This window comes from Actinotignum timonense (assembly GCF_900155575.1).
Taxonomy (GTDB): domain Bacteria; phylum Actinomycetota; class Actinomycetes; order Actinomycetales; family Actinomycetaceae; genus Actinotignum; species Actinotignum timonense.
On record NZ_LT706966.1, the window covers coordinates 1,478,377 to 1,499,844 of the forward strand.

Annotated in this window: 18 protein-coding genes and 1 CRISPR repeat array; of the genes, 15 read left to right on the forward strand and 3 right to left on the reverse strand. The window is 62.1% G+C overall.

The features are described 5' to 3' along the window. The first annotated feature begins 150 nt into the window (after positions 1–150). On the forward strand, positions 151–3,594 hold the full coding sequence (locus CZ322_RS06220) for an ATP-dependent DNA helicase (RefSeq protein WP_143231870.1): 3,444 nt from the start codon (positions 151–153) through the stop codon (positions 3,592–3,594). Beyond that, positions 3,591–7,499: an ATP-dependent DNA helicase gene (locus CZ322_RS06225; protein WP_087070623.1), complete on the forward strand. Its 3,909-nt coding sequence runs from the start codon at positions 3,591–3,593 to the stop codon at positions 7,497–7,499. The genes CZ322_RS06220 and CZ322_RS06225 overlap by 4 nt, the downstream gene beginning before the upstream one ends. Here CZ322_RS06225 and CZ322_RS06230 read toward each other — a convergent pair. Continuing rightward, positions 7,447–8,505: a phosphotransferase gene (locus tag CZ322_RS06230; protein ID WP_087070624.1), complete on the reverse strand. Its 1,059-nt coding sequence runs from the start codon at positions 8,503–8,505 to the stop codon at positions 7,447–7,449. The two genes, CZ322_RS06225 and CZ322_RS06230, sit on opposite strands and share 53 nt — an antisense overlap. Positions 8,506–8,770: 265 nt before the next feature. On the opposite strand from CZ322_RS06230, the gene CZ322_RS06235 reads away from it, so the two are divergent. From CZ322_RS06235 to smpB, 13 genes are all read left to right on the forward strand, one after another. Then, positions 8,771–9,976 carry a CpaF family protein gene (locus CZ322_RS06235; RefSeq protein WP_087070625.1) on the forward strand — a complete coding sequence of 402 codons (1,206 nt, stop codon included), beginning with the start codon at positions 8,771–8,773 and terminating at the stop codon, positions 9,974–9,976. Between the two features lie 2 nt (positions 9,977–9,978). Continuing rightward, positions 9,979–11,010, forward strand: a complete 1,032-nt coding sequence (locus tag CZ322_RS06240) for a type II secretion system F family protein (protein ID WP_087070626.1) — start codon at positions 9,979–9,981, stop codon at positions 11,008–11,010. 15 nt (positions 11,011–11,025) lie between these two features. After that, entirely contained in the window at positions 11,026–11,931 is a 906-nt protein-coding gene (locus CZ322_RS06245) for a type II secretion system F family protein (protein ID WP_087070627.1), read from the forward strand. A 41-nt stretch (positions 11,932–11,972) separates the two neighbouring features. After that, positions 11,973–12,185 carry a hypothetical protein gene (locus tag CZ322_RS06250; RefSeq protein WP_219619189.1) on the forward strand — a complete coding sequence of 71 codons (213 nt, stop codon included), beginning with the start codon at positions 11,973–11,975 and terminating at the stop codon, positions 12,183–12,185. Beyond that, complete coding sequence (locus CZ322_RS09900) at positions 12,182–12,616, forward strand: hypothetical protein (protein WP_143231871.1); 435 nt, start codon at positions 12,182–12,184, stop codon at positions 12,614–12,616. The genes CZ322_RS06250 and CZ322_RS09900 overlap by 4 nt, the downstream gene beginning before the upstream one ends. Beyond that, positions 12,613–13,053 (forward strand): hypothetical protein, encoded by a 441-nt coding sequence (locus CZ322_RS06255; protein WP_087070628.1) that lies wholly within the window; start codon positions 12,613–12,615, stop codon positions 13,051–13,053. The genes CZ322_RS09900 and CZ322_RS06255 overlap by 4 nt, the downstream gene beginning before the upstream one ends. A gap of 32 nt (positions 13,054–13,085) precedes the next feature. Then, positions 13,086–13,517 (forward strand): hypothetical protein, encoded by a 432-nt coding sequence (locus CZ322_RS06260; protein WP_087070629.1) that lies wholly within the window; start codon positions 13,086–13,088, stop codon positions 13,515–13,517. Positions 13,518–13,526: 9 nt separating this feature from the next. Further along, positions 13,527–14,726, forward strand: a complete 1,200-nt coding sequence (gene prfB, locus CZ322_RS06265; protein WP_087070630.1) for a peptide chain release factor 2 — start codon at positions 13,527–13,529, stop codon at positions 14,724–14,726. Positions 14,727–14,843: 117 nt separating this feature from the next. Next, positions 14,844–15,536: a cell division ATP-binding protein FtsE gene (gene ftsE, locus CZ322_RS06270; RefSeq protein ID WP_026429511.1), complete on the forward strand. Its 693-nt coding sequence runs from the start codon at positions 14,844–14,846 to the stop codon at positions 15,534–15,536. After that, positions 15,536–16,450: a permease-like cell division protein FtsX gene (ftsX, locus tag CZ322_RS06275; RefSeq protein ID WP_026429510.1), complete on the forward strand. Its 915-nt coding sequence runs from the start codon at positions 15,536–15,538 to the stop codon at positions 16,448–16,450. The genes ftsE and ftsX overlap by 1 nt, the downstream gene beginning before the upstream one ends. An 86-nt stretch (positions 16,451–16,536) precedes the next feature. Further along, positions 16,537–17,850 carry a murein hydrolase activator EnvC family protein gene (locus tag CZ322_RS06280; protein WP_234984490.1) on the forward strand — a complete coding sequence of 438 codons (1,314 nt, stop codon included), beginning with the start codon at positions 16,537–16,539 and terminating at the stop codon, positions 17,848–17,850. Between the two features lie 82 nt (positions 17,851–17,932). Further along, complete coding sequence (locus CZ322_RS06285; RefSeq protein WP_087070632.1) at positions 17,933–18,688, forward strand: YrzE family protein; 756 nt, start codon at positions 17,933–17,935, stop codon at positions 18,686–18,688. A 15-nt stretch (positions 18,689–18,703) separates the two neighbouring features. Further along, on the forward strand, positions 18,704–19,234 hold the full coding sequence (gene smpB, locus CZ322_RS06290; RefSeq protein WP_026429507.1) for an SsrA-binding protein SmpB: 531 nt from the start codon (positions 18,704–18,706) through the stop codon (positions 19,232–19,234). 183 nt (positions 19,235–19,417) lie between these two features. Continuing rightward, positions 19,418–19,750: direct repeats of the CRISPR family, unit length 28 nt; unit sequence GAATTACCCCCACGTACGCGGGGAAGAG. Positions 19,751–20,208: 458 nt separating this feature from the next. Here smpB and CZ322_RS06295 read toward each other — a convergent pair. Together CZ322_RS06295 and CZ322_RS06300 are read right to left on the reverse strand one after the other, a co-directional pair. Continuing rightward, on the reverse strand, positions 20,209–20,553 hold the full coding sequence (locus CZ322_RS06295; protein ID WP_087070633.1) for a PRC-barrel domain-containing protein: 345 nt from the start codon (positions 20,551–20,553) through the stop codon (positions 20,209–20,211). Positions 20,554–20,653: 100 nt separating this feature from the next. Then, the gene (locus tag CZ322_RS06300) at positions 20,654–21,463 is read right to left on the reverse strand and encodes a YsnF/AvaK domain-containing protein (protein ID WP_087070634.1); all 810 of its coding nucleotides are present in this window, start codon (positions 21,461–21,463) and stop codon (positions 20,654–20,656) included. Positions 21,464–21,468 lie beyond the last annotated feature (5 nt).

Consider the following 21,468-nt stretch of genomic DNA (forward strand, 5'->3'; position numbering starts at 1 on the left):
CGTGAAAGAGCCTGAATAGCTCATCTTCGCTATGCTTCCGCAGTAGCGTTCGCGATGCCTCCACAGTAGCGGCCCCTTACGACAAAAAAATTTGTCGTAAGCCTCTCGTATGGTTAATCCTAACAACGCACCTGCGAAGAAAGGATCGTGGTGGACAGGATCGTCGAACAACTCGATGCCTCACAAGAGGCAGCGGTCAGCGCGGCTCTGGCACGGTCTGCGGGCGGATTAGCCCCGGGCACCCTGAGCATTATTGGTGCGCCCGGAAGTGGGAAAACCACCGTCCTCGCCCATATTGCCCGCGCGGCTCTCCATGAAGGAAATATTGCGGTCATCACCCAGGATCGGCGCGCCGCAGCGCGCCTCCAACACCTGCTCACCTTGGCGGCCGGGGTGCGCCCCGAAAACCTGGAGGTCCGTACCCTTTCTGCCTTCGCCTACGCCATTGTGCAGCGCTATGCCCAAGCCCTGGGGCGGGAAAAACCCGAATTGATCTCCGGTCCTGATGAGGATCGCATCGTGCGTGAGATTCTCAGTGATGAATACTCGGGTATCCATTTCCCTGATTTTGTTACCGAGGATGTGCGTGATCTTCCCGGATTACGCCAAGAGCTGCGTAACCTTATTACCCGCGCTCGCGAACTCGGTCTGGATGCCGGCCAGTTGGAAGCCTGGGCGGAAAACGGGAGCGTGCCCGAACTCCAAGCACAGATGTGGCGCCTGGCCGGCGCGCTTATGCGCCGGTACGATGAGGTGCGCACCTTGGGGGATGCGCTGGCAGGTTCGGCCGCTAGCCCGGATCGTCTTGATCACAGCCAGCTCGTCGGTGCGGCTACCCATATGCTCTCGGATTGGGAAGAACACCTGGCGGCAGCGGGCCGCACGGTCCCGGTACCGCGCCCGCGCTGGGCAATGGTCCTTGTTGATGATGCCCAGAACGCACCGCGGTCCATGCTTCCCCTCTTGCGGGTAATGCGCGATCAGGGAACCCGGATTATCGTGGCCGGTGATCCCGATAGTGCGGTTCAGGGATTTCGCGGCGGGGTGCATTCCCTCCCGGGTGATCTTGCTTATCCCGCTCCGCGCGGCTTGGATGCTGATCTTGTTTACCTCAACGTCCGGCATCGCGGTGGTTCCGTTCTTATTAGCCAAGCTCAGCGCATCGAGCAGGCCCTCCCGGTGGGCGGGGGTGTGCATGCCCACCGCGCTGCCGGGCCGGCGCTCTCGGAGTATGGCAGCGGTCATACCAGTGGCAATGGTGACGGCGCCAGGGTGGATGCAGAAGCGGCAAGTTCGCATATATCCGATCAATTGCCCTGCGGGCCAACCGATCCGTGGAATGATGCGTTGCGCGGGGCCAGCTTCGCCCACATGGAAGAAGAAATCGCCTACGTGGCTTCCTACCTGGAAGAAGTACATCTACGCACCGGTGCCCCCTACGCGCAGATGGCGGTATTTACCCGTGCGCGCAGTGAACACGGGCTGATCCGCGATGCACTCGTGCGGCGCGGAATACCGGTAGCGCCCCTGGCTAGTGATGAGCCCCTGCATCGCGAACCGGCAGTCGCCGCACTCTTTGACCTCATCCGCGCTGCCTTCACCAGCGGCCCGCACGCCTTCGCCACCCCGGAGGGCGTTAATATCCCGGCATTACTCGCCTCACCCATCATCGGAATGGACCCCCTCGAAATCAAAAGGGTAGGCAGGTGGCTGCGTGCCCAAGCCCTCCTCTCCGGGCAGCGTGGCAGTGAAGCGGAACTTCTTACCGGAGCAGTCCTAGGGAGCGGTGGGCCTACCGCAGCGGAACTCGAACCCCTGCGCGCTCTACTCGCCCGGATTCGGGAAGCGGGGGAGGCCTGCGCCATGCAAGCGGAAGAAGTGCTGTGGGCCGCGTGGGAGGGAGCTGGAAAATCCGAAGAATGGCAACAATTAGCCCTCGGGCACGGCCCGGATGCCGACCGGGCCAACCGGAATCTCGATGCGGTTATTTCCCTCTTCCGGGTGGCGCAACGCATGGCTGATCGTGACCCGGCTGTCACGGTGGATACTCTCCTGGAAGAAGTGAGCTCCCAAGAACTCCCCGAAGATTCCATCGCGCGGGGTGGGGCGGAAGCTGATAGCGTTTCCCTCCTTACTCCCGCGGGAGCCCAAGGGCGCGAATGGGACCATATTGTCCTCATGCACGTGGTGGATGGCGTATGGCCTAATCCGCGCCCGCGTGATGCCCTCACGGGTACCGGACTCCTGAGTGAACTTGTGACCGGAAGGTTCGCCGGTGGATCCAGTTCGGGCTCCGGGGTCAGTTCGGCTGCCACGGCTGGCGGAGGTGCGGTCTATCGCGATTCCACATCCACGGTCATCGCTGATGAACTACGCCAATTACATTTCGCGGTTACGCGCTCCCGGCGCAGTCTCCTCGTGACCACCACGGACAGCATGGGAGATACCCCTTCGCGCTTCTTCCCCCTGCTCGGCTTTGATATCTCGGAAAACTCAGCCGGAGCAGGTGCTAGCGCAGGCACGGGTGCAGGAGTAGGAACGGGAGCCGGTGGGAGCGGTCCCAATCTTCCACGTACCGTGCGCTCGCTCAGCGATCCGCGTTGGGGTATGGCCCTTCCCCTCGGGCGCCGGCCCCTTGTTGCCCAACCGATCCCACCCGCGCTCCTCAGCAGTGAGGAAACCGTTGGGGTACTGCGCCGGGCACTACGTGCCGGGGGAGAATCCAGCGATTTCGCCCGGGCGGCTCTGGAGAAAATGCGTGGCGCCGGATTTAGCGCGGCGGATCCGCACACCTGGATGGATGAGCTCGCCACCTCAACCGAAGCAGCGGTACCCGGCCCGGTCTACGTGAGTCCCTCAGCGGTGGAATCCCTCCTTGCCTGCCCGCTTGACGGATTCTGTTCCGCGGTGGGCCTGCGCTCGGAAGAAGGCACTGAGAGCGCCTCCATCGGAACCCTAGTTCACCGCATCGCGGAAGAATTCGCTGAGGAACCCAACCAGGAGCAGATGCACGCCCGCCTGGTAGAACTCTGGCCTGAAAAACTATCCGAAACTCCCACCCATTACGACAAACTCCTCTTCGACCAAGCCAGTGACATGGTCGATAACCTCTATATTTACCTTGATTCCCACCGGGATGACACCTTGCTAGGCGTAGAACACCGGATTAGTCGCGAGCTTCCCGGCACCCCGCCCGTACGGGTATCCGGTTCCATTGACCGCCTCGTCAACCGCGGGGAAGGCGCCCGGGTCATTGACCTGAAAACCGGAAAATATAAGCCTAGCGAGGCACAGGCTGAGGACCACGCCCAGCTCCAGGTCTACCAGTGGGCACTCAACGAAAAACACACGCCTGCCGGTGCGGAACTCGTGTACGTCCACCCGCACAATTTCCTGAAGAAACAGCACAGCCCCTCCGTTCTCACCCAAGAACCCCTTGATGAGGTGAGTGCAGCTCGAGCGGAAGATCGCGTGCGCAGCGCCGCCCAGATCGCGGTGAGCGGCTTCGTACCGGTCTCGCCCAGTTTGGAAGAAGCCAATGACCGGGTTCAATCCATTAGTCCCCTCACGCAAGAAGGACGGATTTTCTCATGACACCCACACCCCACGAATACGTTGAAGCACAGACGCCAGCGGAACCCGATGCCGCTCTAGACCGCATCCTCGCCGGCCAAGAACACCCACCCACCGCGGAACAACGCCGGGTCATCACCTCCACCGCCCCGGCCATACTCGTGGTTGCCGGAGCCGGATCGGGCAAAACAAAAACCATGGTGGACCGGATCGCTTACCACCTCGCCTGCGGCAACGTGAGCCCGGATGAAGTCCTTGGACTCACCTTCACCCGGAAAGCCGCCGGAGAACTAGCTGAACGAGTTAACACCAGCTTAGAAAAACTCGGCCTCCTCGCCCCGGAAGGAAGCAACGCGGGGAGCGCCATGCGCCGGCCCGTCATATCCACCTACAACTCTTTCGCGAACGACATCGCCGGAGCCTACGGCATGCTGGTCGGAGCCGATCCCACCGCCCGCCTCATCACCGATGCCGAACGCGTCCAGCTCATGGACCAGGTCGTCAGCGCCCTGCCCAGCAGCGCTAGCACCGCGGTCCTGGCCGAACGCAGCCGCTCCAGCCTCATCAACGACGCCCTCACCTTCGCTCAAGGAATCCTCACCAACGGCGTGGAGCTAGCAGAAGCCCGCGCTTTCCTCACCGCCCAAGATCACGCCCTGGAAACTCTGTGTGCCGACTCAACACGCATCATGAGCGCGCGCTGCTGGTACCCGGATGCCTCCAAGAAATTCACCAATTTGAAAGGGGGAGCGGCAGTACCCAAACAACAACAGGTCGTACTTGGGCTAGTGGAGTCCTACCTGCAGCTCAAAAAAGAACTCAACGTCACCGAATTCGCCGACCAAGTCGCTATCGCCGGGCGCATCATGACCCGCTATCCCCAAATCGCCAAGGAAATTTCCTCCCGGTATCGCCTCATCCTGCTCGACGAATACCAAGACACCGACGAAAACCAAGCACAATTCCTCCTGGGCGCCCTCACCGCGAAACGAGACGGCTTCCTATCCATCACCGCGGTAGGCGATCCGAACCAGGCCATCTACGGGTGGCGAGGCGCCAGCGCCGCCGCCCTGACCAACTTCGCACGTCACACCACCCGCATTTTCGGGCACGTAGAGAAACTCCAGCTCTCCACCGCTTTCCGTAATGATCGAGCCGTGCTCGCCGCAGGCAACGCCGTCGCCACTCCCTTAGAACGCGACACGTTCCTACGCGAAGATCGTGACCACCCGAATTTCCCACCCGAATTCAGGCCCGCCCCAACAAGCGCGGGAACCGCGGGGAGCGCGGGGGAAAGTACCGATATCGCGCCACTGCGGCTGCGTGAACGCCCCGGAGCGGGAGCCGGGCGCGTCAGCGAAATCCGTACCCTCCTTCGCGAAGACTCCTACCGGAGTATCGCCCGGCATATCCTCGCGGTACGCGAGCGGGTGGCCGCGGAAAACGAAGAGCGGCGCGCTCGCGGTGAAGCACCGCGCGGGGCCGAGATCGCCGTCCTGTGCCGCAAACGCTCCTATATCGATATGATGGCCGCCGCACTGCGCGAACTCAACAGCCAGCTCGCCAGGGAATCTGCCGCTCACCCTGGCGGTGCCACGCCTCAGCCCCTCGCCTTTGAGATCGTGGGCGGGGAATCGCTGGTGGCGCGCCCGGAAATCATTACCCTGCGGGCCGCCCTCGGCCTGGCCGCCAACCCGGCCCGCGGCGACCTCCTCGCGCGCTTACTCGCCCACTGGAATATTGGGGTGGCGGATATCCGCGCGCTCTCACGCTGGGCGCGTCGCTACGCGGCCGCGGCTGTCACCAAAGTCGATAGCGACGTGCGTGCCAGTTTTATTAACGACGACGCCGCACCCGGCCACGAGGGCGCGTCTGGCGCCGCGGGTGAATTGGCTACCGCGCAACCCCTTCTCAACAGTCGTGACGAAGCCAATCTGGGCGAGGCGCTCCACGCGCTTATGCTCCTGGTGAGCACCCCAAGCACCCCTGGCATGTATGAGGATGGGGATGGACATCTCGATGCGCATGCGGATGGCAACTCGGGTGAACACGGGGGCGAGTGCCCAGGTGAGCGCGCGGATGCGGCGGAGCTGGCGGGAACGGGCGAAGCTGAGCTCAGGCAAGCAGCCCGATCCGCACGCGGCGAATTCTCCAGCATTGGCTGGGAACGCCTGCGGCGCTTGAATGCCACCCTCGCGTCCTTGCGTTCCGGTTTGCATAACGCTTTGGCCGATCAGATTGATCGGGCCGTTCACCTGCTCGGCCTGGATACCGCGGCTGCTACCCGCAGTGAAGGCGGGCAGCGAGTCCGTACCTCCATCGACCAATTCATCTCCCTGGCCCGCACCTATGCGCACGGTGATAGCCAGCGGGGCATGCGCGAATTCGTGGAATGGCTCGATGTGGTGGAAACAGAAGAACACGGCGGGGAAGAAGAATCCGGGGCAGATATTCCGCGGGTAGAGAGCGCGGTCGATGTTACCCCCGGGGTTATCCAATTGATGACCGTTCATGCTGCCAAAGGTTTGGAATGGCGTGACCTCGTCGTCGTACCTGAACTCGTGAAAGGCCAGTTCTCCGAAGTGACCGAAGGAGTGAAAGCCTGGCCGCGCAATACCGGTATTTTCCCGTACCCCCTGCGGACCGACTATCCGTACCTACCCCAATTCACACTGGCCGGAGCGCGCAATCTCGATAAAATCACCGTCGCGAATACTTACGCGCGGTTCCTTGACGAATTGGCGTACCACGAAAGTGAAGAAATGCGGCGCCTCGCCTACGTGGCCTTTACCCGATCCACTCGGGAGCTCCTGCTAGCCGGATACTGTTTCCAAGATGATAAAGATGTGTCCGGCCGGGTACAGAAAGCAGAAAAGCAAGCAAAGAAAAACGCCGCCGAAACCCCGGAAGATGGGGGCGATAACGCGCTGGGCGTTGAAACACGGCCGCCCTCCTGCTTCCTGAGCGCGGTGCGAGAAGCTGCCGCCCGCGGGGAGCTCACGCTGGCTGCCTCGCCCGCCACGGTTTCCTCCGTGAAGCTGCCGGAAGGATTCCCGGATATTGCACCGGACAGCTTGAGCGTGGATGAGCTCGTCGACATTTTCGGCGAAAAAGTTGTGTACCCGCCGGTCCTCGAACCGGTACCGCATTATTTCGAGGCGCCCGATCTGCTTGCCTGGCCGCGTGACCTGGCCCGCAGCCTCCCTATCGAGGCGGAAACTCTCGATGCTGACCAGCGCGCCGAACTCACCCAGGTCATCGGCCGGCTTATTGCACGCAAACAGCAAGCCGAAACGTCCGAGTACACCGAGGCCGGCGGGCATTACACCGCCACCGAGCTCGTCTACCGGGCTGAACACCGCGAAGAATACCTGCTCAATAAACGCCGCCCGGTTCCCCGCCAGCCCTCGCGAGCTGCGCGTTTGGGAACGATCCTGCACGAAAAAATCGCTGATAGTTACGCGAGCGCCGCCGTGCTCAATATTGATAGCGAGGATCCGCTCGATCATGATCCCGTTCTCAGCGCAGAAGAAATTGCGCGTATGTATGAGAATTACGAAGCGTCCGAATGGGCTAGCTACCCGCCGCTCGCCATCGAGCAGCAACTCGGCGTGGTCATCGGGGGGCATGTTGTCCACTGCGCACTCGACGCTGTTTTCGACACCTCACAGGTACCCGGGCGTGCCCCGGTGACTATCGTGGACTGGAAATCCGGGCGGCGCCCCTACGGGGAAACGAAGGCTGCCCGGGAACTCCAGCTCGCCCTCTACCGGCTTGCCTGGTCCCGGGCCCACAGCATCCCCCTCGCGGAAATTGATGCGTCCTTCGTCTACCTGCGGGGAAATAGGGCTGAAGAACTACGGGCTGGGAAGCTCAGCGAGGAGGAAATTCTGCTTCGTGCGGGTCTGCCCAATCAGGAGCAGTAACCGCGGTCTCCCCGGTCAGCTCATCCGCACCGCTCGCCTCGGCATCGGAAGCACTTTCCGTGAAAGCCGGCTCCGATGCCGGGGTAGCGGGGAGCAAATCCGGGGCCTCACGTACGTCCTCGGCCAGCGCGCCGAGCATCTGGACGGCGTCGTTCCTAATCTCCATGCTGCCCGTACGAATCCCGTACATGAGCCAGCGAATAATCGCGAACTCCGACGTGAAAATAATACGGGTGTAATCCGCTTCCCTCAGCTCAACCGAGCGCGCATTCTCATAAGAAGTAATAAAACTCGGCCACTGTTCATCATCAAGAACAAGCATCGCCGCTAAATCCCGGGCCGGGTCGCCCACGTGTGCCTCACCGAAACCGAGCACGCTCGCAACCGAGCCATTCGACCACAAGAAATTATCGGACGCCACATCACCGTGGACAACCGTTTCCTCAAAATCCCACACCTCATCACTATCCAGCACATCCATCCAGCGCTGGCGCAAAATCGTGGGAAGGGACGTTTCCTGATCTGCTGCCTCCAGTTCGGCCCGCACCCGCGCGCGCCACTGCCCAGCCGTATAAACAGGCAACCCGGAACGAGCCACCACATCCCGGTCAATGCTGTGAATCGCGGCGAGAGTACGGCCCATCTCCCGCACTTCTTCCTCACCGAGAGCCTCGAAAACCAGCGCCCGCCCAAAAGGCTCCGGGTAGACCACCGCGCGACCCCCGGTATCAGCATCAACAAAACCGGCCGGCCGCATAATATCGAAAGGCAGGCGACCGGCCCGCAATTCCTCCAAAAGCTGGGGAGCCAGAGCCGCTTCGGCTTCTAGCGACGTCGCCGCCGTGCCATTCTGAGGAACTTTGACCATCCAGTGGCGCCCCTGAGAATCAAGGACACACCCGGAAACAAAATCTTCCGTCTCAACAAACGGTTGGCGCGTGGAGACAATCTCGACGCCGAGAGCCCCGACGGCAAGCGCAGCAAGATAGAGCGGAGAAGTAGTCACCCCCTCAATTTATCCGAAAACTCAGCCACGTGCTTGCCTACACCCCGGATATAGGCCGGCTGCCACGGCCCGATAAGTCTGGTGCTGCGTCCAGATAGGTCTGTCGCTATGCCCGGATATAGACCGGCCGCCGGAACTATCCACATGATCGCGAAATGCATCCCCTATCCACAGCCAGCCGGCTAGGTGCTATTCCCACACGCGGGAGACCCTACAGTGAGAGCAGCTCACCACGATCACCACCCGACTATCCAAAGGAGGCGCCATGCACGAAACGGCATATCCGGGGCCCGCGGGCCTCGCCTCGGCTCGCTCAGCGCACGTGGCCAGTCGTGCCTATCGCCCTGCCTCCGCCAACCGGCAGGCCATAGAAGAGCGAGTTCGGGCAACGATTCGGCACCGCGGAATTGATCCGCGCCGTGATGCCGCCTTCCTGGCAAACATCGTGGGAGAAACCCTTAGTACTTTTAATGACGAATCAGTGCGCGGGGAGCACGCGGCCCTGGCGGATACGGAGAGCGTACGCTCCCACCTCATCTCCCAGCTGAGCGGATACGGACCGCTACAGAAATTCTTTGACGATCCACAGGTAGAAGAAATCTGGATCAATGCGCCCGATAAGATCTTTGTGGCCCGCTCGGGTGTTTCCACTCGTATTGATCTCACGATGACCGAAGATGAGATCCACACCTTGGTGGAGCGGATGCTCTACGCTTCCGGGCGGCGCCTGGACCTTTCCACCCCGTTTGTTGATGCCCAGCTGCCTACCGGGGAACGCCTCCACGTGGCCATCCCCGATATCACCGCGCGACACTGGGCGATCAATATCAGAAAATACACGGTGCGGGCCCGCCAGCTCAGCGATTTGGTAAATGTGCAGATGCTGGAAGAAGCGCAAGCAGACTACCTAAGCGCAGCCATGAGCGCCGGGCGCAATATTTTGGTATCGGGATCAACCGGGGCTGGCAAAACCACCCTCCTACGTGCTCTCCTCGGAGGGATAGCAACAACTGAGCGTCTTATCAGCGCGGAAGAAGTTTTTGAGCTGGGTATCGACCTTCCCGATGTTGTTGCGATGCAAACGCGCCCGCCGTCCCTGGAAGGGCGCGGCGCGGTGACGCTCCGCGACCTCGTGCGCGAAAGCCTGCGCATGCGCCCGGACCGCATCGTTATCGGAGAAGTACGCGGTGCGGAAGCCTTCGATCTTCTTGTGGCCCTCAATGCGGGCATTCCCGGGGCCTGCACTATTCACGCCAATAGCGCGCGGGAAGCCCTCACGAAATTGGAGATCCTCCCGCTCCTCGCCGGTGAAAATATCACCCCGAACTTTGTGACGCCCACTGTTGCCGCCACTATTAACCTCGTCATCCACGTAAGCCGGGCGGCCAGCGGGCAGCGTAAGGTCGCTCAAATCCTGGAGGTCATGGGCCTTGGGCCAGATGGAAGTATTCTTACCCGGGCGGTGAGCTGATCATGGGACTGATCGTTGGAGCTTTACTCACCACCGGGATTCTCACGGTTATCCGCGCTCTGTGCGGTTCGGCGGTGGTGGGCGGTTCGGATCGCCCGCGCTACGCTGGCGATTCGCGCTGGTCGGGACTGCCGGGGCGCCTCGGATCGGCTCGCGTCGCGATTTCCTGGCGCCGGCTCGGGATAAGTATCTGCTGCGGCCTCGGCCTGGCCTTAGCTGCCGTGCTCGGCACCGGGCATCCTTTCCTCGTCGCCGCCGGGGGAGTAATAGGGCTCTGGCTGCCGGTCTGGCATGCCCGTCACGCAGGTCGGAAAGCGAGGGATATACAGCGCCTCGCCTGGCCCGACCGCATCGATAAGCTGCTGTCCTCCCTCCGGGCCGGGCGCACTATCCCCGAAGCTCTTCTCTATCTCGCCACCCGGCCAGATGCCCCTCCTGCGCTGCGCTCCTTCGCCACCCACCTGGAAACAGCCGGAAGCTTTGACACCTCCCTAACCCGTCTCAAAGATTCCTTCCACGACCCGGTATCAGACCGGGTCCTCGAAATTCTCCGACTCGCGGTGCGCCACGGCGGCCACGATCTACCCCGCGTCCTGGAATCCCTCGCGGTATCCCTGCGAGCAGAAAACCGGGCCCGGGGCGAACTCCTCGCCCGGCAATCCTGGACCGTTAACGCGGCACGGGTGGCCGCACTCGCCCCGTGGCTCGTCCTCCTGCTGCTCTCCACCAGGCCGGGCACGATGGACGCCTTCACCTCGCCAACCGGCACCCTCATCCTGCTGGTTGGCCTGGCCGCCACACTGCTCGCCTACGGACTCATGCTCCACCTGGGCCGACTCCCCGAAGAACAACGAGTCCTGGCCGGCTCCCCGGGATTTGCGCCGGGATCAGCGCCGGGAGCCTCAGCGGGAGTATCCCCGGGAGCCTCACCGGAAGCCCCGCCGGGAGCCTCGGCGGCTGCTGTGCCAGGCGCCGCAATGGCCGGCCAGCACTCGCCTCCCCGTCCCAGTCGCGCCCGACGCGCCGCCGTATAGGAAGGGACCGCTCCTATGCTTCTTCCCCTTCCCATGCTCGTTCCCGCACCCCTCCCCGCACTGACCGGGAGTCTCTGCGCGGCGGGCCTCGTGCTCCTCGGCTGGTGGTGGCTCTGGCCGGGCCCCGCACTGGTCTCACGCATCGCGCCCTACCTGGGCGGTGCCCGCCCGCGCCTGCCCCATCGCATCATCCGGATGGTGCTGCGCGGCGCGGAAAAATTCGGTTCCACTCATGCATCGGTCACGGGCCGTCTCCACCGTTTAGGGGAGGGCGACGTCGCAGACTTCCGCTTTGCCCAATTACGCGCGGGAGTACTCGCCGGAGCAGCCGGTATCGCGCTCGGGCTAGCCTGCCTGGCCCGCGGATTACCCGCGGCGCTCGCGGCCGCCTGCCCCGTGCTCTTCCTCATTGGTGCCATCCTCGCCGTGGACTCTCAGCTCACCGCACGCCTGCGCCGCCGCGACAGCGCTATCACCGCCGAACTTCCTGATATCGCCCACCTCCTGAGCATCGCGGTGGGGGCGGGCACCAGCATCGTGGGAGCTATCGAATACGTTGCGAGCTTTGCCGGCGGAGCCCTGGGAAAAGAACTGAGGCGAACCCTCGGAGATGTCTATGCCGGTGACCCGCTCACCACGGCCCTGCGCCGCCTCAACGAACGGGTACACAACCCGGCCTTGCAAAGCCTATGCGAAGCCTTACTTGCTGCTCTCGCCCACGGTTCCCCACTCGCAGACACCTTGCGGGTACAGGCCGAAGAAGCACGAGATTACGCGCGCCGCCAACTCCTTGAACGCGGAGGACGCCGCGAAATCCTCATGATGATTCCCGTTGTTTTCCTCATTTTGCCCTTCATCGTGGTCATCGCCCTCTACCCGGGCCTGGCCCGACTCACCTTCCTTCCTCTCACCTCCCCATAAACCACCGCCACAACCAACCTATCTAGCGAAAGGAACTACTTATGTCAGTGAGTACGCACGGCGCGCTTATCCACTCTGATCTACCAGACTCAACGTGGACCGCTCCGGATTCCGGCGAACGCGGAGACGTGCCCGGCTGGGTACTTGTCACCCTCATGACCGTCGGCCTGGTGCTCGCCATCTGGGCAGTAGCCGGCCCGGCTCTCACGAATCTCTTCTCCACCGCCATCGAACGCATCTCGAGTTTTTCATGAGAAAGACACGTGATCCCTGTGCTCCCACTTCCGAACGCGGCAGTGCAGTCGTCGATTTTTGCCTGCTCGCCGGGGTGGTGGTACTAGCTGCCCTGGCGCTCGCGGTTCTCGGATCCCGCGTCTTTGCAATCGAACAGATACGTGATTGCGCAGTACGGGCCGCTCGCGCGGGAGCGGTACGCCAGCTCAGCCTGCCCGAGATAGCCGCGCAGGCCACCGCGGACATCACCGCGCGGGTCCCCGCCTGCCAGTGCGCAGCCAGCGCGAGCACGATCCGCATCGGGGAAGAGGACTTCCTACGAGTCGAGATCACCGGAACATATTCCTCCCTCCTGGGAACACACCCGGTCAAGCTGCGATCCCACGCACACGTCCTCACCGCTCGCGGGGCGCACACCCACCCGCCACCCGCGAAAGGAGCACGGTTATGAAAAACCAGGTGAACCACCGAAGCATCCGCGAAAAGGGAAACGGCACTCTGGAAGCCCTCGCTATCCTCGTCATGCTTGTTCTCCCGCTCCTCATGTTTACCGTGGAAAGCACCGGGATTACCCGCGCCCGGGCGGTCGCCGCGCAGGCAGCTCAGGAAGCAGCCCGCAGTTTCGCAACCGCGGACAACACAGCCAGCGGAACAGCGCGAGCACGGGCGGTTGTCCACGCCGCGGTAAGCGATGCTGCGGTTAGCGGCGCCGCCCTAAGCGGTGCGCCCCCGCGGATCTCCTGTTCCGCCCACCCGTGCCTAAGCCCGGGAGCACGTATCACCGTCACGGTCGAGGTCTCGGTTCCGCTCGCTTATTTTGGGCGCACTGTTCTTATAGAGCAGAGCGCCTCAACAACCGTGGACCGTTTTCGAGAGGCGCGGCCGTGAACAAGCGTGGATCGTTTCCGAGAGGCGCGGCCGTGCACACCCTGGTGAAATCTCCGGCACTGCGGGCACGAGCAGCACCCCGGGAACGCGGCAATATCCTCATCCTGGGCCTGGGAACCTGGGCGCTCAGTGCCGTGCTGTGCTTAGGCTTCGTCTACCTCGCCACCGTCCTCACCGCCCGGCACACACTCCAGGGGCAAGCCGATTCCGCCGCGCTCGCGATCAGCCAAGAGATCACCCGCGAATGTTATTTCAGCAGCGCCACCCTGAGCGATTGCCATCCCAGCCCGGCCACCGTGCGCCAGCTCGCCGCTGCAACATGTCCCGCGGAGCGCGTGCTGCCAGATACCGGCGCGGATAGCGCCGGCGTCGTCGTCGCCCTGGAAAAAACGGTGCGGCTTCCGGTACTGGACCTTCCCGTGCCGATACGTGCGCAGGCCCGGGCGCGCCTTGACCTGAGGTAGCCTTATGCCGTGAGTGATTTTTCCGAACGTCTTGACCATCTGCGCAGTGTTTTTCACCAAATCGAAGCGGTGACCGATGTGGAGGGCCTCACCGCGCGTATCGCCGCGCTGACGGAAGAATCCTCCGCGCCCGGGCTCTGGGATGATACTGCCCGCGCCCAAGAGGTCACCTCGAAACTCTCCCATGCCCAAAGCGAACTGGAGAAACTCGAGAAAATGCGCGTCCGTATTGACGATGCTGGTGCGCTCCTTGAGATCGCGCAGGAAGAAGAACTTTCGGATCCGGCTTCGGCTCGGGAACTCTACGAAGCGCTCGGCGAAGAGATGACGAGCACCGAAAAAGCGCTGGAAGAACTCCAGATCCGCACCCTGCTCTCCGGCAAATACGATGAGCGCGATGCGGTGGTGACGATTCGGTCCGGGGCCGGGGGAGTGGACGCGGCCGATTTCGCGCAGATGCTTCAGCGCATGTACCTGCGCTGGGCTGAACGCAGCGGCTACGCCACCAAGGTGCTCGATACCTCCTACGCGGAAGAAGCCGGGCTGAAATCAACCACCTTTGAGGTGAGTGCTCCCTACGCTTATGGCACGCTCTCGGTGGAAGCCGGGACCCACCGGCTGGTGCGCATCTCGCCTTTCGATAACCAGGGGCGGCGCCAGACCTCCTTCGCCGCCGTCGAAGTTATTCCGCTGATCGAACAAACCGACCATATCGATATCCCCGATACCGATATTCGCATCGATGTGTTCCGTTCCTCCGGGCCGGGCGGGCAGTCCGTGAATACCACCGATTCCGCGGTGCGCATCACCCACCTTCCCACCGGGATCGTGGTCTCCATGCAGGATGAGAAATCGCAGATCCAAAACCGCGCCGCCGCGATGCGGGTCCTACAATCGCGCCTGCTCCTCCTCAAACAGGAAGAGGAAGCGCGCGAAAAGAAAGAATTGCGCGGAGATATCAAAGCCTCGTGGGGCGACCAGATGCGTTCCTATGTGCTTCAGCCCTACCAGATGGTCAAGGATCTGCGCACCGGGTACGAATCGGGGAATACCGACGCGATTTTCGACGGCGATATTGACGGTTTCATCGATGCCGGTATCCGCTGGCGCGCCACCGGCGAAAAAGCCGGAGAAAAAGCCGGCGAAAAGAGCAGCGACAAAACCGGCAGCAAGACCAGCGACAAGGCAGGCGAAAAAACCGGTGACTAAGTGGGGAAAGCGGGGGAGGAAACGCATGAATTTCCCCGGGTACGCGGCGCGTCCCGCGCGATTTTACGGCCTGTTCCGTAGGGTAAAGCACGATAGTAGTAATCTAAGGGCAAGTTTATGATCACATTTACCAAGGTGACGAAGCTCTACCAGAAGGGCGCGAAACCCGCGCTGGACTCGGTGAGCGCGGATATTGACCGCGGCGAATTCGTTTTCCTCGTGGGCCCCTCCGGTTCGGGAAAATCAACGATGCTTTCGCTCATCAACGTTGCCGAACGGCCAACATCCGGAAAAATCGAGGTGCTCGGCAAGGATCTCGCCACTGTTTCCCAGCGGCGCGTCCCCTTCCTGCGGCGCCGCATCGGCACGGTGTTCCAAGATTTCCGGCTCCTTCCCGATAAGAACGTGCACGATAACGTGGCGCTCGCGCTCCAGGTCATCGGCGCGCCCCGCCACCGCATCCGCACCGAAGTGCCGGAAGTGCTGGAAATGGTGGGCCTGGACGGCAAGGAACGCCGCCGCATGAACGAGCTTTCGGGCGGGGAGCAGCAGCGCGTGGCCATCGCCCGCGCCATGGTCAATCGCCCCGAAATCCTTCTCGCCGACGAACCGACCGGCAACCTGGACCAAAACACCGGGCTGTCGATTATGCGCCTCCTGGATCGCATCAACCGCTCGGGAACCACGGTGGTTATGGCCACCCATGATGCCACCGTGGTCAACCAGATGCGTAAACGCGTTATTGAGCTGGCCAACGGCGTGATCGTCCGCGATCAGGATCGCGGCCAGTACGGAGGAGGGCAACACTAATGCGCAGTCGTTTCGTCCTGTCCCAAACATTCAAGGGACTTATCAATAACAAGGCGATGGCTGCCTCGGTTTCCCTCGTCACTTTCGTTTCCCTGCTTTTCGTGGGCGCGGCCGCGCTGCTCCAAACCCAGATCAGCCACCTGCGTGCCGATTGGTACAGCCAGGTGGAAGTCTCGGTGTTTATGTGCGCGGCGAATGACGCCACCGAACCCTGCGCCGGTAACGAAGCCACCGACGAGCAAATCAAGGCCATCGATACCGCCCTGACCACCGAACCGCTCGCCTCCCAAGTGGAGCGCTACGAATTCGAAACCAAAGAAGAAGCCTTCGCGAACTACCGCGAACAAATGGGCGATTCGGTGTGGCGTGACACGGTGACCGCCGACCAGATGCAGGTTTCCTTCCGCGTCAAATTGCACGACCCGGAAAAGTACCAGGTGCTCGTGGAAGACCTCGGCAACCGCCCCGGGGTGCAGAGCGTGTACGACCAGCGCGAACAAATCGAGCCGGTTTTCGCCACCCTCAACCGCTTCACCGCGATTGCCGGCGGACTGGCCGCGGTCATGATCCTCACGGCGCTCCTCCTCATCCCCACCACGATCCGCCTCTCGGCAATGTCGCGGCGTAACGAAACGGGGATTATGCGCTACGTGGGCGCCTCGAATTTCTTCATCGAGTTGCCCTTTATTCTCGAGGGAATTATCGCCTCGCTCGTCGGCGCGATTTTCGCGGTCGGCGGGCTGTGGCTGGCAGCGAAATTCCTGCTCGAGGACTGGATTTCCCAATCTCTGCCGTGGATTCGCGTGATCGGCGTGAGCGAAGCCCTCCAGGTAGCACCCTGGCTGCTCATCGGCTCGGTGGTGGTGTCCGGCCTGGCATCCTGGATCGCTTTGCGCAGGTACGCACGCGTGTAGTGAAAGTGGGGCGACGGCGCCGCGGCGTCGTCGCCAATCCTGACGGTACGGCCGCTGGAACAGATATACATAGGAAAGGTGAACCGGTGAGAATCGGGAGCAGACGATGGTTGGGAGCGCTGGCTGCGGGGGCGCTGGGCGTTGCCGGGTTAGCGACGCCGGCGCGTGCCGATGACCGCGACGACCTCGTCCGCCAGCAAGAACAGCAGGAAGCTGAAATTGAGAATCTGCGTTCCTCCCTCGAGGGCGTGGACGTGGATTTGCAGAACGTCTACCTCAAGCTGCAGGAGACGCAGGCGCAGGTCCCCGGGGCGCAGGCCGCGTTATTGCAGGCGCAGAACGACGCCGCAGCAGCCCAGCGCGAACAGGAAAAGATCGGTGCGCGCCTGGACGCGGCCGAGGGAGAGCTCGATTCCATCACCACCTCGATTGCCCAGGGGGAGAAGAAACTGAGCGAAACGCGCGATAACCTCGGCGAGATTGCGCGTTCCGAATACCGCGGCGATAACCGGGTTTCCACCGTGGAGCTTCTGATCGGTGCGAAGTCGAGCGCGGATTTCTTCAATGCGCTCTCCGCGAACCAGGCGATTACCCGGGTGCAATCCCAAACTCTCACCGACGTCACCCAAACAACGGCCGCGAACCGGACCCGCGCCCAGCGGCAAAAGGCCGTGCAAGGGGAGATCTCCCAGCTCAAGAGCCAGGCCGATGCCGCGGTGGCGGAAAAGAAATCGAAAGAAGCGCAGGCCGCGGCCCGCACCAAGGAGCTCGCGGACCTGGAAGCTTCCGTCACCCAGCAATCTCAGGCTTTGGAGGCCCGGCGCGGGGAATTCCAGAACTCGCTGTCGGCCATGAACGCGGCCCGCGATGATACCGCCGCGCAGATCGCGCGCATTGATGAAGAAAACCGGCGGCGCGCCGCGGAAGCGGCAGCTCAGGGCGGTGGGGGAGGTGCCCCGGCGGCGCCCCCGGCAGCTTCGGGCGCGCTCATTCCGCCCGTTCCGGCCCCGCTGTACGTGACTTCGCCCTTCGGGATGCGGGTCTATCCCTTCGACGGCGGCTGGTGGATGCACGAGGGCGTGGACTTGCGTTCTGCCTGCGGTAATCCGCAATACGCGGCGGCCGCCGGGGTGGTCGCGGCGGTGCGCCCGGCCTCCGGCAACGGCACGCACGGCAACCAGGTCATTCTCAACCTCGGCTATATCAACGGTTCGTCCTACGTGGTGGTCTACAACCACCTCTCCGGCTTCAATGTATCCGTGGGGCAGAGCGTGGGCCAGGGCGATGTGATCGGCTGGACCGGCATGACGGGCATGGTCACCGGTTGCCACGTACACTTTGAGGTGTGGCAGGACGGCGTGGTCATCGACCCGATGTCCCTGCCCGGATTCTACGAATAGCGCGGCGTACCCGTTCGCCTCGCCGCGGCCGAATGGCCCGGCGCCAGGAGGGGCCTGACGCGAAGTTGACGAAGAGGATGTCATGACACAAGCACACGGCTCAACCGATCCCGCTCCCACCACCGACGCAGCCTCAACCGTACGTGACACCGCGCCGGGCGTTTCTAGTACGACGACGCCGCAACGGCCGGGCAGCTTGCCTAGTGCGGAGAAGCCGGCCGGGGAAGCTGCCCAGCCCGGGGCGGCTGGGGCGGCCGGGACGACTAGTCAGCCCGGTGCCGCTACCCAGCCCGGGGAAACCGAGAAGGTAGTTTCGGCTGGCGCGGGCGCAGGTGCTTCGGCCTCCGCGGAAGCATCCGTGCCGGCGAAGAAGAAGCAGAAAACTGATGTGAGCGAGTATTCGCGCCGGCAATTAGAGAAGCGTTACGCGCGCGGGCAGCGCAAAGCCACCGCCTACGAAGTGCTCACAGGGGTGCTGGGATTGGTGCTTGCCTGGTTTGTGTGGGATCGGGCTGCTATTACCGATTCGCCTTACGCGGTGGGAACGCTGCTTTTCGCGGTCGGTTTCGCGGCGCTCATTGTGCTGGCGATGGTACGCCGCATGATTAATACGATTGCCACGCGGCGGGGAATCGCGGTAGCCGGGGTAGCTACCGGCGTGACTACTTTTGTTATTGGATTGATTATCACCTTGACGGTGAATACCGATGCGGCAGCTGCGCCGTCGTTCTTCACCGATCATTTGCTGGACGTGAGCGCGCCGGCGGTGGTGCTGCTGGCAGGAACCCTGATTTTTGTATGGTTCCTCATCACTGACCAGCGCGAACTCAAGGATTAGAACGGAGAAGCCCGCGTGGCGAAGAAAAAAGAAGGAAAGCTGAGCGCGGCCCAGCAGGCGAAAGCCGCGGCCGATGCGCATCAGGTGATCGCGCGCAATAAGAAGGCGCGCCACGATTATTTCATCGAGGACACCTTTGAGGCGGGGATGTCGCTATCCGGGACCGAGGTGAAGGCGCTGCGCATGGGGCGTGCTTCGCTGGTGGACGGCTGGATTGAGGTGGATCGCGGGCAGGTGTACGCGCACGGGATTAATATCCCGATTTACGCGATGGGGACGTGGACGAATCACGCGCCTACCCGCAAGCGCCGCCTGCTGCTGCACAAATCGGAGATCGAGAAGCTGGCGCGGGCGGTCGAGGCGAAGGGCTATACGATTGTGCCCCTCGAGCTGTATTTCGTGCGCGGGCTGGCCAAGCTGGAAATCGCGGTGGCCAAGGGCAAGCAGGAATGGGATAAGCGCGAAACAATCCGCCGGCGCGAGGCGGACCGGGAGGCGCAGCGGGCGATGTCTGCTGCACGGCGCCGCGAAGGGCTGGTGCGGTAGCGTTTCCGCGCAATGAGTGGCACGGCTTGAAGCTGTAGATCTCGGGGTTGGTGAAGTTACCAATCTGCCGCAAACGAAATTGCACGTCGTTTACTTTAGGTGAGTGGTGTGGGGTAGCAGCGGAGTTGCCCCCGCTCGTGCGGGGAAGAGTCGCTAAAGAATCCCTTAACCGTTTCGATGGCGGAATTACCCCCACGTACGCGGGGAAGAGATTGCTGTTTCCAGATCGAGGCGCAACTCCTTGGAATTACCCCCACGTACGCGGGGAAGAGGATCTCACTACCCCTCGGGATTATGCCAGGCCGGAATTACCCCCACGTACGCGGGGAAGAGGCGTGAGGGGTTGCGCTGCGTGTAGGATCATCAGAATTACCCCCACGTACGCGGGGAAGAGTTTCGGCGCCCTCACTCCAATCATTTACCCATGGAATTACCCCCACGTACGCGGGGAAGAGCTTAAGCGCCGGTACCACTTTTTCCTGAATCCAGAATTACCCCCACGTACGCGGGGAAGAGCCTGCCTGACCTGGTTGTTTACTCGCGGCAGATCCGGAAATCTGACTGGAATAGAGTTCCAAATTTACGGTTCGCTGCGAGAAATTCCCGGTACGCCAGTGCTCCGCGTGTCACGAGCATGTCAGTTCCCACACCTCAAATTTAGCTTATTACGTCCTGCCTGTCGTTATCGGACACAAGGGGGGCGCTTCTGATTACCAGGTTTGACTATGGTGACAGAGCGCTTACCAGACCGGCGGTGCCCCAGTATGACGGGGCATGTGTATCTTCTTCGCCTGGTTCTTTGCCCTTAACATGCTGTCTGTCAAGCGCAAGTTAAAACTGCACGGCTAGCGTAACCGAAACTGCACGCCCTCACCGAACAGGCAATCTTGCCCGGCGCTATGTGGCCAAGCAGCGGTGAGATGTGCTGGTGACCGGGTTCCTTTGGAGATCTGGTTCCTGCGGAAAGCAGGTTCCTAAGCGTCAGTAGCGTGCTCCTTGCCGTCGGCAATATCGGTGAGGGCGAAATGTTCGTAAATACGCTGCTGTTGGTCCTCGGTCAGGCCGTCCTCCACCGACCAGGCCGGAGCGCTGGCCACTGCTTCTGCGGAAACCGAGAGGATGAGCCTGCCCTCAACCAGGCGCGAACCGCGCAGCGGAACCAGGGCGGAGCGAAGATTGAATAATCCCCGCCCGATGAGAGCGAAAGTGGGTTGCCCGCTGGCATCATCGAGAAAAACCTCGCGCACCGGCCCAATCTCCGCTTCGGAGCGGTCATAAGCGGTGGCATCCATAATGTCGCGGACGGTTACCTCAGCCATTCTTCCTCTTTCCCTAGCTTCGCTGCGCGGCTGACGTGCCTGCGCGGCTCACGTTCCTGCCTGGCTGTCTGCCTAGCAGGCCAGGTTTTTCACGAGCCTACTACTTGGTGGAGCGACCCGTTTTATCTTCGATTTCGATCTGTTCCTTGGCTACATCTTCGGAGACCGTTTCGGTATCCTGCACGACATCCTTATGGAGAGATACCCGCTCAACGGGTACGGTTTCCTTCTCTACATTGACGCGTTCTTCATGAAGGGTGACAGCGGCGCCCCCTTCAGAAATTTCACCAACGTACTCTTCACCTTCCTTGATAGGGGTGCGTTCCACCCGCACTTCTTCGCGAGTCACGGGCACCTCCACCGTTTCGGTGTCATGCACAACGTACTTGTGCAGCCGCACGGTACCGGTCGCCACATTGTCCTTAGAAACATTGAGGCGCTCTTCAGAACGAACCACGGAATGATCATCCGCGTCAGTTACCGGGGCGGGATGCTCGGCCGCAGTGCGGGGTGTGCCCTCTGAAGCGCCGCCGGCCGTCTCCGGTACACCGGCACCTACCGGCGGAACCTCGGTGGAGTACCGGTCACCTTCGCGTGCATCCGTGAGGTGGTAGTGGGCGAGCAGGCGGTCCTGCTCTTCGGGGGTGATGCCCTGTTCCACATCGAAATCAGGGGCATCCTTAATCGCATCCTTGACGAAAGCCAGGTGGAGTTCTTCACCCTCGAGGTGCGAACCGCGCAGCGGAACGAGACTGGAGGACATACCGAAGAGCCCGTGGCCCACTTCCACGAAGAAGGGCTGGCCCGTCTCGGCGTCAAGGAATACCTCCTTTACTCCGCCGAGCTTATCGTTATGGGAATCAAATGCGGTGGCGTTCAGGAGATCCTGAACATTCTTGTTCTCGGCCATATGTG